This is a genomic window from Paenibacillus massiliensis 2301065 = DSM 16942 (assembly GCF_000377505.1).
Classification (GTDB): domain Bacteria; phylum Bacillota; class Bacilli; order Paenibacillales; family Paenibacillaceae; genus Paenibacillus; species Paenibacillus massiliensis.
In genome coordinates this window covers 21578-34038 of the sequence record NZ_KB898186.1, presented here as the reverse complement: position 1 = coordinate 34038, position 12461 = coordinate 21578, and the positions used below count along the sequence as shown (strand labels likewise).

The window sequence follows — 12461 nt, the reverse complement described above, 5'->3', positions numbered from 1 at the left end:
TCCTGCTAATTCATGATTAGGTATACGTCGTCCTCTATTTCAGACGAATGCGTGGATCTGCAACCCCATATAATACGTCCGACAACAGATTCCCCAGCAGTGTTAGCACAGCCAAGAAGACGGTGAATCCGAGCATAAAGGGGTAGTCCCTCATATTGATGGATTCGAGGTAGACCTGACCAATCCCGGGCCATACGAATACCTTTTCCAATATAATCGCACCGCTGAATAGAGCCGGCAGCTCGAAGCCGAGCAAGGTGATTGCCGGGATCAGTGCATTACGAAGCGCATGCTTGAAGATGACCGTCCGTTCCTTCAGTCCCTTCGCACGAGCAGTTCGGATATAGTCCTGGCGAATGACCTCTAGCATTCCTGTACGGAAGTAGCGGGTAAGGCTTCCTGTGCTAAGCATCGTCAGAATGAGTACAGGCAGGAACATATGATTAATAATATCGACGATATGCTCCCATGTATTGTTGGTGATTCCCGCCGTCGTCATCCCACCTACCGGGAACATTCCTAGATCCAGCGCGAATATTTTGATAAATAATAGTCCAATAAAGAAGGAGGGAAGAGACATACATAAGAAGATAAAGAGTGTGGCCAGTTTATCAAATAAGGAGTACTGGAACTTGGCTGAGAACACACCTATGAAGACCGCAATAATCCAGCTAAAGATCAGACTGAAGAAGGCGATCAGGAAGGAGTTCCAGACATAATTGTTAATGACTTTGGTGACCGGCTGCTTATGCTGCATGGATTCTCCAAAATTTCCCTTCAGCATATTGCCAGCCCAGATGAAATAGCGCTGATAGTCAGGCTTATCCAGCCCGTAAATATGACGAAGCTGCGCTTCTTTCTCAGCGGTCATGTTCGGGTTGCCTTTTCCTGTGATGTAGTCACCAGGTACCAGGGCTGAGATAGCAAAAATGATAATGGATATGCCAAGGAGCGTGGGGATCATTTGCAGCAGCCTTCGAGCGATATACTGCTTCATGCGGATTCCTCCTGGAAGATAAATGATATGCCCAGCCCTGAATAGAGCTGAGCATATATGAACGTCACTTATTGTGCAGTCGATACGCTATACATGCTGTACATAAAATCCTTGAACGGCGACAGTTCGAAACCAGACAATCTGCCGTTGATTGGCCACATATCCCGGCGCTGGTACATGAAGATTACTGGTACATCCTTGTTAATCTCTTGGTACAGCTCAGCATACAGAGCCTTGCGCTTCTCATGATCCAGTTCCTTCTTCGCTGCCAGCGTCAGCTCGTCAACCTTGGCATTGGAGTATCCAATATCATTTTGCGCCCCATTCGTAATATAGACCGTTGTATCTGGATCAGGCGTCAGGCTCCATGCAGCGAAGAACATTTCGAAGTTCCCTGTATCTTTTTTATCCATAATGGCATTGAAGTCTAACGTCTCTGCAGCCAGATCAATGCCCAGCTCCTTGTAATTGTTCGTCATGATCGGTAGCAGCGAATCTACTACTGGATTATCCGCTGTTGCAGAGAAGTTGATCTTGAACTTCTTGCCATCCTTCTCACGGATACCGTCAGCTCCGACCGTCCAGCCAGCCTCATCCAGTAGTTGCTTAGCCTTCTCCATGTCGAACTCATACTTTTCAACACCCTCAGTTGTATAAGCCCAAGATTCGGTGGATTGAGGAATATTAATGACATTTGCATAAGGCCCGTATACGCCTTGCACGATCTCCTCCCGATTCAGGCCAATTGTCAGTGCTTGGCGCACCTTCAAATCCTGGAATTTCTCATCCTTGTGGTTAAAAGCTATATATCCATAGCCGTTCGTCGGCATGATATGCACATTCAAGAAACCAAAACTCTTCAGTTCTTCTACATTGTCCTCGGTCACCGTGACATTATCCATATCTGTCTCACCCGTCTGAAGCATGGACAGATTTGTTCCGTCAGTAGTTGTCTTATAGATGACATTCTTTGTCTTTGGAGCTCCCCTGAAGTAATCCGGATTCGCTTCCAACACAACCTGTTGTCCAGGCACATATTGCTTAAGAATATATTGACCAGAGCCAATTGGCTTGTCACTTAGTGCTTTGATGCTATCAAGACTTCCTTTCTTGTAGTCTTTGCCGTAGTAGGATTCAGGTATGAGTACTACATCACCCAATACATCGCGTGTAGCCGCATTTGGCTCGGTTACAGTCACCTCAGCCGTCAGCTCATCAATAATCTTGATGCCTGAGATATCCTGTGCATTCCCCTCGAAGTATTCTTTACCACCTGCAATATTAATCGACAGCATGTCATGCTCTCCATCATATGCAGGGTCATGCAAAACCTTCATGACGAAAAGATAGTCATTCATCGTCACGGGCGTACCATCACTATACTTCACACCTGGCTTGAGGTGGAATGTATACTTGAGCCCATCCTCAGATACATCTACCTTCTCAGCCAGACTTTCCTTGAACGTACCATCTACATCTACTTCCAGAAGCGTATCGAAGATGAGACGGTTCACATAGTTATCATAGGAGGTCTGATAGAATAACCAGTTGAACACTCCCTTAGGAGCCGTCATTCCAACAATAATTGTATCTGTACGCTGTTGTGCGGCAGCTGGGTTCAATGACATATCTTCAGCTTCAAATATCCCTTCACTAGCTTCCTCTGTAGACGTCTGCGTCTCGGCAGGCGGTGATTCCGCAGCTGGATCAGTCGTATCTGTTCCGCTTCCTCCACCACAAGCACCTAATACCAGACCTAACACCAGAATCAATATGCATGTTCCATACCAGCTCTTTACTTTTACCACAGATTCATCCCCCTCTTTACCTAGCTTTGGACTTGATAGTAATCCCTTAAAAATAAACCATTGGTCAATAAATTGTTATTCTCGCTCACAAATTATCCCAATGAATTATCAACCATATTACAATGTCACTTAACATTACGTCAATATATTTTATTTCTCTCATTAATTAACTTTAATTCTTTATAATGAAATATTAATGTTATGTTTTCATTTGTTTATCAAGAGTTAGTAACAAAAAATCATACTCAGTAACAAATAAATGCCACAATATAGCTATGTAAAGTTAACTATTATAACATGATATTGACGTATTATTGTGATCTGGTAAATGGAGCTATACTTGATCAGGTATATGGTCTGATAATATTGGATCTGCTACTGTAGGAATTGCATCATGTTGTGGGGAATCACAATTGAAGGCTTTGAATTTCATCAGCAAAAAAATTGAATAACAAAGCTATTTCTGGATGATACAGAGAAGTTGGATAGTAATGGAATAAAAATGTGTTAGTAACACGTTACATCGCAATGCTAGAGTTGTCAAGCTTTTCCTTAAGACTGTTATTTTTTCCAAAGTACTTACCTAACAAAAAAAGGACACTCTCCGAAGAGAATGTCCCTTTTCTGTAGCCCCTAATTACTACTCAGTAGTGTAAGGAAGCAGAGCGATTTGACGGGAACGCTTAACAGCGATTGTCAGCATACGCTGATATTTCGCGCTAGTTCCAGTCACACGACGTGGCAAAATTTTGCCGCGCTCGCTGATGAATTTTTTGAGCAGATCTGTATCTTTATAGTCAATGTGAGTAATTTTGTTCACAGTGAAGAAACATACTTTACGACGTTTGTTGCGACCGCGACGAGCTGGTCTTTTGTTGTCGTCTCCGCCTTCTCTTTGTCTGAAGCCCATTCTTTGTCAGTCCTTTCCGTTCTAAAATGGCAAATCATCGTCCGATATATCAATCGGCTTTCCGTCATCGGAAAAAGGATCCTGATTGCTGCGAGCGTTGTTATAGTTCCCACGTTGGTTGCCGCCGCCCCCATATGAAGATGAGGACTCTTGACGACCGCCTTCACCATTTCCACCGTCACGGTTCGACTCCAGGAAGCGAACATTATCAGCAATAATTTCAGTCACGTATACACGCTTACCTTCATTATTCTCATAATTTCTTACCTGAATTCGGCCTTCAACAGCCGTTAGTCGACCTTTACGAAGATAGTTAGCGCAGGTCTCCGCAAGCTGGCGCCAGGTGACAACCGGAATAAAATCCGCTTCCCGTTCCCCGCCTTGACTTGTAAACGGACGGTCTACAGCCAAAGTGAATTGAGTAACAGCGACACCTGCCGGTGTATATCTCAGCTCTGGATCTTTGGTTAACCGACCGATCAGAATAACACGATTCAACAATCCAATCCCCTCCTTTGTACGTTGTGCATAATTACATCACAGAATGTGAATTAAGCTACGTCGTTCGTAATGAGATAACGAATTACATCGTCAGAAATTTTCATTTGACGCTCCATCTCAGTAACTACAGCTGGTTCAGCTGTGAAGTTAACAAGAACAAAGGAACCATCACGAAACTTCTTGATCTCATACGCAAGACGGCGCTTACCGATCACATCATGCTTGGTAATTTCGCCACCGCCGTTGGAGATGATGCCTTGGAATTTTTCGACTGCCGCTTGAACAGCTTCTTGTTCAATGTCAGGGCGAATAATGTACATCACTTCGTATTTGCGCATTCTTTACACCTCCTTATGGACTTAAGGCCCTCAATCTCAGTTGAGAGCAAGGAACGAGCACAAACTCGCACTGAAATATTATATCAAAAGGATACTACTATTGCAAGGAAAACTCCTAATTTCCTTGTCTCTGCTTTATTTCCTTTTGCTCGCCTTCTAATTTCTTATCCTTACTTTCTAATTTCTTTTACTTACTTTCTAATTTGATACTTTCATCTTTAGATGAATGCTGCACTTGCTTACGTCGGCTCCCCCTCTTTTCCCCATACTGACTCTCCTGTAGACGCAGGCACATGTTTCCCGGGACAGTAGCACACAATATATTCGCTCGGACATTATCTGTCCAGCAAGAAGCCTATTTGACGAAGGAGGATTGCAACTATGGGTGAAAAAACCGAGTTTGAGCCTGGCGACAAAGCACCAAATGACGGATATTATATGGAGGTCGGTGAGAAGAGCTTCCATACCGAGATTCAGAACCCACAACATGTGCATCTTCTCAAGGGAGATACCTTCCCTGAGACCACTAACCATAATCGAAAATGGAAAAAGAAGACCAAGGCACGTGTTCACTAAGTCCACTCAAAACATTTTTTTAGAGTAATGTATAAAACATCGCAAGCGCGTGCATATTATTATCAGGCAGTGCAGCAGAGAGGTGTGGTTCCGTTGGATGACGTAGCCGGACAGACTGTTGGGAGATCAGCCCCGGACATTAGAGAGCAACAGATTGTGCCGAGGACATTAGTTCTGTAAGCGCAAGTATTGCCTAGCAATACACTGGGTTCGTGATGATAAGGAAAGATCAATCCATTAATGCACTGCCGAAGAGGAGAAGCCTTAGGGTTTCTCCTTTTTCTATTTTTTTCCTCACACCAGTTATCTGGATTGTTCTGGTTAGTTCTGATAGACTATACCTGTTGAACTAATGATCCTATTCCATTGGAGGTAAATGCTATGAGCGTGTCCCGAGTATTAAAATGGATCTCAGGCGTTCTGGAGCTAATTCTTGCCATCCCCATCATTGGCGGGTCCATTGTAATTGGTACTTCTTACTCGGCTCTCGGCTTCATGTTCGTCCTTCATCTGATTACAGTCATTCTCTCACTTCGCAACCAGGAGCCCATCTATGGCTCTGTATTCGGTATAATTACCTCTGCAATCGCATGGATTCCTGTTCTCGGCTGGCTATTGCACCTTATTACAGCCATTCTGTGCATGATTACCGGAGCCAAGCGAACTGAGCGCTACTCTTACCCACCTAACCCATTCTAATAGGTGGAGCGGTCTTTTACGTAGCTTAGAGAGCCTTATCTCACCTGAAGAGATCCTTTCATTATGTATTCATAGATAAATACCAATAACCCCTTGTTCAGCAGCAAGCCGAGCAAGGGGTTTCTCATTGCCTGAGAACCGAGTATCTAGTTTTGAATTGTATACACGGCCACTCATTAATATTTGCTTCTATATCCATATACTACGCGTAAGGCTAACGTAATCATATATATATATGCAAAAAATCCTCCTGAACTCTGTCGAGTGCAAGAGGATTATATCCGATCAAGCATGTATAAGCAGAAATGGCGGAAAGAGTGGGATTCGAACCCACGCACGCCTTGCGACGCCTAACTGATTTCGAGTCAGCCCCCTTGGACCTCTTGGGTACCTTTCCGCAGCAAGGTTTATTGTATCACATATATGGGTTCGGTTCAAGATGTCCCTCTAAAGAATTCCTACAACACGCATTAGGAGGGGGTTGGCCCCTCTTCGGCCCCAGCTGAGCGCAGCACCTTCCGCATATTTTTTTCAAATTTCAGACGTGGAATGAGTACACTATGCTTGCAGCCTACACATTTAATGCGTATATCCATACCCATTCGGATGATCTCCATCTCATTGCTCCCACAAGGGTGCTGCTTCTTCATTTGTACGATATCTCCCAATTGGAAGGTCTTGCGCTCCATCTCCATGACTCCCCCTTTAATCACCTGCTTCAGCCTTGCTCTAATACTTGCTTATATCTTTATCATATCTGCCAAAGCAAAGCTCAGTCTATTCATTTCTCGAAATAGCATGCTTTACTGCAATTGGCTTTCTCACTGTTCTCTGGAGGCTGCCTGCTCCAGCAATGCCTGTCTCGTCGCTTCCTCCTGCTCCACTGACTTTTTCACCTCAGTGATGATGTCACGCTCCACCTCAGATCTCGTATTTGGCTGGCATTCTGCTACGATACGAATAATATATTCGGAGGTGCTCATCGACTGTACCCCCAGCACTTCAGGTTCTGAGATAACCAGTGGATTCCGATCCTCTATACCTTCCAGAGCCTGATTGACCATATTTACCGTCTCCTGCAGAGTACGCTCTGCCTTCACGGGTAGATCAACGACAGCAAGAGAGTTGGACATAGAGTAGTTCGTGACAGCTGTAATCATACCATTCGGTATAATATACACCTCACCCCGCCAGCCAATCAATCGGGTCGTCCGCAATCCAATGAGTTCTACAGTCCCTTTATAGGCTCCAGTCTCAACTACATCACCTACAGCAAATTGATCCTCGAAAATAATAAAGAAGCCCGTAATAATATCCTTCACCAAGCTCTGTGCACCAAAACCGACCGCGAGTCCAATAACGCCTGCACCGGCAATAAGTGGAGCCAGATTAATGCCCAGTTGGGATAGCACAAGCATGATCAGTAGGAAATTGAACACGACAGTAATGACATTTTTGAGGAGCTCGCCTATAGTCGTCATTCTTCTGGAGTTGACCATAATTTTGCGCGTCTTTCGCTGCTCCATCGTGCGGTCAATCAACCTATACATCAAGCGTATACCAATGCGGGTAATCAAGATAATAATAACAATCTTCAGTATGGTATAGGCCGTTCCGGTCCACATTCCAGTATCGGTCAGCCATGCCCAGATTTGCTGCTTCCATAAGGCCGCATCTTTCATAATATCCTCTGCCCCACTATTCTCATTTAACAGCCTTACCACACATGATCTCCTCCTCTAGCCGTGACCTCTTCTACAGTAATGTACATTATTATCTATATCATTTACCCCTTTTCATTCCTTTCACTCTTCTCACGTCCCAAGCATGATTATAAGTTCCCTGGAATGCGGCTCTTTCCCAGGATAATCCCTTCGGGAGCCGATCTATGAATTCTCTTGATTCATAAAGTATAAAAAGAAGATTACTTCCATATACTAGTTACTACTATATCGTCTGCATTATGCTGACACACTAAGCTACGAAAGGAAGATCTCATGAATCGTCCTCCCCAATCTACAGGTAACTATGAAGCGGCCAACCTGAAGGTCTTGTACTCAGACCCTGATATCCAGTCCATCCTTGTGCATCGTCTGCTCTTCTATTTGCATCAGGCCCGCAATATGAATCTGGTCGTTGTCTGTGTAGGTACAGACCGCTCTACTGGCGATTCGTTAGGTCCTCTTGTCGGAACGAGCCTAAGCAAGCTCCATTCGCCTCTATTTCACTTGTACGGTACACTTGATGAGCCTGTACACGCGATTAATTTACAAAGCACACTCGACCAGATCAGCCAACAGCATCATAACCCCTACGTGATCGGGATTGATGCTTGTCTAGGCCAGAGCTCCAGTGTAGGATGCATACAGGTCACAGAAGGGCCTCTTCGTCCGGGAGCAGGGGTAAATAAAGAATTACCGCCGGTTGGCGATATCCATCTTACGGGCATCGTGAACGTCGGCGGTTTTATGGAATACTTTGTACTTCAGAACACTCGCTTGAATCTGGTAATGAAGCTTGCTGATGTTATTTCAAATAGCCTATATACAGCGATCAAGGAGTGGAACTATCACTATGCACTGTTGACTGCGCAAGAGCAATAGCTTCATTTTCTTCGGGGGAGAGCATATGGGAGGAGCTTCCCCCTTTTACAGCCTTGGCATATACGTAAGAGCCATCTCGGTTGTAAATCCCGGTCAACACCATACCATCCCGATGCTCATCCAGAATGGCCAGGGAGAAGCTCAGGTCTCCACCGTGCTCTCCAAGAGCGTTGTATCTTTTGACTCCAATATTCCCTTTCAGGCCTTTCATTCTACCTTGGATGGTGTGCATCAGAGCCCGATTTTTCTCCTGCTCATCCTCAATCCCATCCATCTGAACCTTCAGATCAATCAGCAATGATTCCAGATTGTCGACTCCGCTACCTGCCATCATTTGCTGATATCTGCGTCGCATTCCTTTGAGCTTGGCCCCTTGGACGATGACTACAATGATGAGGATCAGTAAAACGAGAAATATCCCCGCCATCAAAGCAGCCAGCTGCTCCGCAATTAGTCCGTTTAATTCGACCATGTATTGCTCCTACTCCCCTGTACATTTTGATTGTAATGGCAAAGCATGGATTATGAATCATTTATGCAATCCCTTTATGCTCCTGCTCATTCTTTATGGTCTGTTTTTCATTTTCACTTTTACTTCTCGGGTATGGTGTGAGTCTCTGCTTGCTCTGATTCTGTCATTGGTCGAATTGATGATGATTTCTTCTAAGCTTACTCCATCATTTTGAGTATTTGCTATTTCAGGTTATTTCACGCCTTACCTCGCCAACCATTTATTACGTATTGCATAGAATTAACTTACAATGGTTTTCAAGAATCACCGGACATAAAGAGGTGTATACAGAAAAGTATATCCTCTCCTGACCTACTAACATTTATTGAAGTAACTCAAGCAGTCGTTCAAGATCCTGTTGGCTATAATAGTTCAATTCAATCTTACCCTTGTCCTTGTTATGCTTAATACGAACAGTCGTCTTGAATCGATCTCGTAATGATTCTTCAACATTTTCAATGAATGGGTCCTTCTTCTTTTGCTTCGGTTTGCTCTTCGTATCATCAGCTTTCCGATCCAGTTGCTGAACAGCCTCTTCTAGCTCGCGTACACTCCATTGCAAATCAATCGATTGCTGAGCAAGTGCTTTGAGCGTCTCCTCATTCTTGACCGATACTAATGCCCGTGCATGTCCCATTGACAATGTTCCACGTGAAACATAATCTTTCACTTCTTCTGGTAACGACAACAACCTCAGGAAGTTAGCAATATGAGATCTTGATTTCCCCACCTTTAATGAAAGCTCTTCTTGAGTCAAGGAAAATTGCTCCATCAATCCTTGGTAGGCAACGGCGATCTCCATCGCGTTGAGGTTCTCACGTTGCAGGTTCTCAATAAGAGCAATCTCCATTACCTGTTGGTCAGAAAAACTCCGCACCACTGCAGGTATCGTCGTATTACCGCAATATTGAGAAGCACGGAATCGTCTCTCACCTGCTATAATCTCATAGCCTTTGAGCACACTGCGGACAATAATAGGTTGGATGACCCCATGCTGACGGATGGACTCCGCCAGTTCCTTAATTGCCTCTTCTTCAAATACCTTCCGTGGCTGATACGGATTCGCTCGTAACTGATTCAGCGGAATGTCTACAACTTTATCGTCATCATTGACAGCAAGTGAAGGTATCAGTGCATCCAGACCTTTACCCAGTCTCTTACTCATTTGCATCCACTTCCTTTGCCAACTCAATGTATACTTCTGCCCCACGTGAGCGAGGATCATACGTAATAATCGATTGTCCATGTGAAGGTGCTTCACTGAGTCTTACGTTACGAGGAATGATGGTCTGATACACCTTGCTTTGGAAATACTTCTTGACCTCTTCAATGACCTGTATGCCAAGATTCGTCCGCGCATCAAACATCGTCAACAGCACACCCTCAATCTGGAGGCCAGTATTCAAGTGTTTTTGTACCAAGCGAACCGTATTAAGCAGCTGACTCAGCCCCTCCAAAGCATAATACTCACATTGGATAGGAATAATGACAGAATTGGATGCCGTCAGCGAATTCAGCGTAAGAATCCCAAGGGATGGCGGACAGTCAATTAATATATAATCGTAGTTGTCTTTAACGAGCTGCAGAGACTTTTTCAGCCGAAGCTCACGGGAAATGGTTGGTACCAACTCGATCTCAGCACCAGCCAATTGAATGGTAGCCGGAATAATATGCAATCCTTCCACCTGCGTAGGCGCTATGGCCTCACTAGGATGGACTTCATTAATGAGCACATCATATATACAGTTAGGCACATCCGCTTTATTGATTCCAACCCCGCTTGTGGTGTTCCCTTGCGGATCAATATCCACAAGCAGTACCCGCTTGCCGAGGGAAGCAAGTCCAGCGCCCAAATTCACGGAAGTAGTCGTCTTACCTACCCCGCCCTTTTGATTCGCTATGGCTATAATTTTGGCCAATTCGTTCACCTCATAATTTATTAAAGGGGTCTTATTCTGATAGATTCTGAGATTGCTATACATAGTTACATTTTAATGAATGCAGCTACAATACAGCTAACCTCTTCTACTATATTAACTGAACCTGATCAACAACTTCCACTGTACCTTATTCCCGGAGTTCATCGTTACTACGGAGAATACAGTCTCACGAGACAGAAAAAGCGGCAACGCTGCCGCTTGACGCTTCAACTACATTATTTACGCTTTGGAATATGGATAACGATCTCGTAGTGATCTTCATTATCTGATTCTTTTGTCTTGATGTCCATTCCCGAGCCAGTAATCATATCGATGGACTGTCTGATTGTGTTCAGGGCCAGCCGCACGTCCTTCGTAAAGGATACGCGCTTGGCTTTTTTAATCTTGGATGCTTCTTTATAAAAGGCCACTCTGGCTTCTGTCTGCTTCACATTCAGTTCTTTGCTGATTACCTCTGCCAGTACCTTAAGTTGTAATTCTTCTGTTTCTAATGACAGCAGAGCTCTGGCATGACGCTCAGTAATACTACGCTCCATCAGAGCCGTCTTAACCCCATCTGGAAGCTGGAGCAGACGTATTTTATTGGCAATCGTCGATTGGCTTTTACCCAGACGCTGAGCAAGGCTCTCCTGAGTCAATTGATGCAGATCAATCAGCTTCTGATAAGCAACAGCCTCTTCGATCGAAGTAAGCCCTTCTCTTTGCAAATTCTCAATGAGAGCAATGGAAGCGGCCTGTGAATCATTAAAATCACGCACGATTGCTGGAATGCTCTCCATTCCCAGCTTGGTCACCGCACGCCAACGACGTTCACCTGCTATAATCTCATAATGTTGATCTCGGGCACGGACCACAATGGGCTGAATAATTCCATGTGTCTTAATCGTCTGGCACAGCTCGTCAATCTTGTCATCGTCAAAAATCGTCCTAGGCTGAAATGGACTGCTGACAATGTCATGGATCGGAATGTTCTTCACTTCATCTCCGCTTACACGCTCCGAGAAACCAAATAGCTTAGAAAATTGTTCTTTCATTCCGTATAATACCACCTAATTTCATAATGGACATTCACAGAACCTGCACACACTCATTTGCGTTACTTCCTAATACACTCACCTGATACATTGACCTGCTATCTCCTCTTATCTTGAAGATCAATCAGGCTAAAGATCCCTCATGCACATTAATTGATATATCCGTCAGCCGTAAAATGGCTATCCACATGTGGACAAGTAACCTTGGCCACATGCGCAGATATCTATTCATGTGTACTACAGAGACTATGTACATACAGATACGTGAAGTAACATCAAATTCATCGGACCTTCAGGAACAAGATTCCAACTATGAGTAAAATGTGATGCGGGCATAAAGTTACTTATATATCATGTATCTGGTTACATCCGTTATTTCTATTCTATCACTTTTTCGAGTATAATCCTATCTATTCCCAATCCCTAAAATATATGATTTGGTCTCTTATTTACTATAGGTTAATGATATAATTCACCCATTTCCGATACTAGCTAACAAGCCCCTTCTCTGGTCCATGAGACTGTTACTTCTCTACATCGTCTA

General features: G+C 44.2%; 14 protein-coding genes and 1 tRNA gene. 3 read left to right on the top strand and 12 right to left on the bottom strand.

All coding sequences use genetic code 11. The features are described 5' to 3' along the window. Positions 1-34: 34 nt before the first annotated feature. The 5 genes from D328_RS0104115 to rpsF form a co-directional block, all read right to left on the bottom strand. On the bottom strand, positions 35-997 hold the full coding sequence (locus tag D328_RS0104115; protein WP_018883690.1) for an ABC transporter permease: 963 nt from the start codon (positions 995-997) through the stop codon (positions 35-37). A gap of 68 nt (positions 998-1065) precedes the next feature. Further along, positions 1066-2805, bottom strand: coding sequence for an ABC transporter substrate-binding protein (locus D328_RS0104110; protein ID WP_018883689.1), 1740 nt, complete (start codon positions 2803-2805; stop codon positions 1066-1068). A 640-nt stretch (positions 2806-3445) separates the two neighbouring features. After that, positions 3446-3715 (bottom strand): 30S ribosomal protein S18, encoded by a 270-nt coding sequence (gene rpsR, locus D328_RS0104105; RefSeq protein WP_018883688.1) that lies wholly within the window; start codon positions 3713-3715, stop codon positions 3446-3448. A gap of 21 nt (positions 3716-3736) precedes the next feature. Continuing rightward, entirely contained in the window at positions 3737-4216 is a 480-nt protein-coding gene (gene ssb / locus D328_RS0104100; protein WP_018883687.1) for a single-stranded DNA-binding protein, read from the bottom strand. Positions 4217-4266: 50 nt separating this feature from the next. Next, positions 4267-4554 carry a 30S ribosomal protein S6 gene (gene rpsF, locus D328_RS0104095; RefSeq protein ID WP_018883686.1) on the bottom strand — a complete coding sequence of 96 codons (288 nt, stop codon included), beginning with the start codon at positions 4552-4554 and terminating at the stop codon, positions 4267-4269. Positions 4555-4935: 381 nt separating this feature from the next. Here rpsF and D328_RS0104090 point away from each other — a divergent pair, with 381 nt between their 5' ends. Further along, positions 4936-5130, top strand: a complete 195-nt coding sequence (locus tag D328_RS0104090) for a YjzC family protein (protein WP_018883685.1) — start codon at positions 4936-4938, stop codon at positions 5128-5130. A 381-nt stretch (positions 5131-5511) separates the two neighbouring features. After that, positions 5512-5829, top strand: a complete 318-nt coding sequence (locus D328_RS0104085) for a hypothetical protein (protein WP_018883684.1) — start codon at positions 5512-5514, stop codon at positions 5827-5829. Between the two features lie 306 nt (positions 5830-6135). On the opposite strand, the gene D328_RS0104080 is transcribed toward D328_RS0104085, so the two are convergent. The 3 genes from D328_RS0104080 to D328_RS0104070 all read right to left on the bottom strand — a co-directional run bounded on the left by D328_RS0104080 (position 6136) and on the right by D328_RS0104070 (position 7511). Continuing rightward, positions 6136-6226, bottom strand: a tRNA-Ser gene (locus D328_RS0104080). Between the two features lie 73 nt (positions 6227-6299). After that, positions 6300-6518, bottom strand: coding sequence for a DUF951 domain-containing protein (locus tag D328_RS0104075; RefSeq protein WP_025681302.1), 219 nt, complete (start codon positions 6516-6518; stop codon positions 6300-6302). A gap of 132 nt (positions 6519-6650) precedes the next feature. Further along, on the bottom strand, positions 6651-7511 hold the full coding sequence (locus D328_RS0104070) for a mechanosensitive ion channel family protein (RefSeq protein ID WP_051091100.1): 861 nt from the start codon (positions 7509-7511) through the stop codon (positions 6651-6653). Between the two features lie 315 nt (positions 7512-7826). Between D328_RS0104070 and yyaC the strand changes: the two genes are divergently transcribed. Beyond that, positions 7827-8432, top strand: coding sequence for a spore protease YyaC (gene yyaC, locus D328_RS0104065; protein ID WP_018883681.1), 606 nt, complete (start codon positions 7827-7829; stop codon positions 8430-8432). Here yyaC and D328_RS0104060 read toward each other — a convergent pair. The 4 genes from D328_RS0104060 to noc form a co-directional block, all read right to left on the bottom strand. Further along, a complete protein-coding gene (locus D328_RS0104060; RefSeq protein WP_018883680.1) occupies positions 8383-8904 on the bottom strand; it encodes a DUF4446 family protein in 522 nt (173 codons plus the stop codon). The genes yyaC and D328_RS0104060 overlap by 50 nt on opposite strands. Before the next feature lie 361 nt (positions 8905-9265). After that, on the bottom strand, positions 9266-10108 hold the full coding sequence (locus D328_RS0104055; RefSeq protein WP_018883679.1) for a ParB/RepB/Spo0J family partition protein: 843 nt from the start codon (positions 10106-10108) through the stop codon (positions 9266-9268). Next, entirely contained in the window at positions 10101-10862 is a 762-nt protein-coding gene (locus D328_RS0104050; RefSeq protein WP_018883678.1) for a ParA family protein, read from the bottom strand. The genes D328_RS0104055 and D328_RS0104050 overlap by 8 nt, the downstream gene beginning before the upstream one ends. A 236-nt stretch (positions 10863-11098) precedes the next feature. Next, positions 11099-11917 (bottom strand): nucleoid occlusion protein, encoded by an 819-nt coding sequence (noc, locus tag D328_RS0104045; protein WP_018883677.1) that lies wholly within the window; start codon positions 11915-11917, stop codon positions 11099-11101. Positions 11918-12461 lie beyond the last annotated feature (544 nt).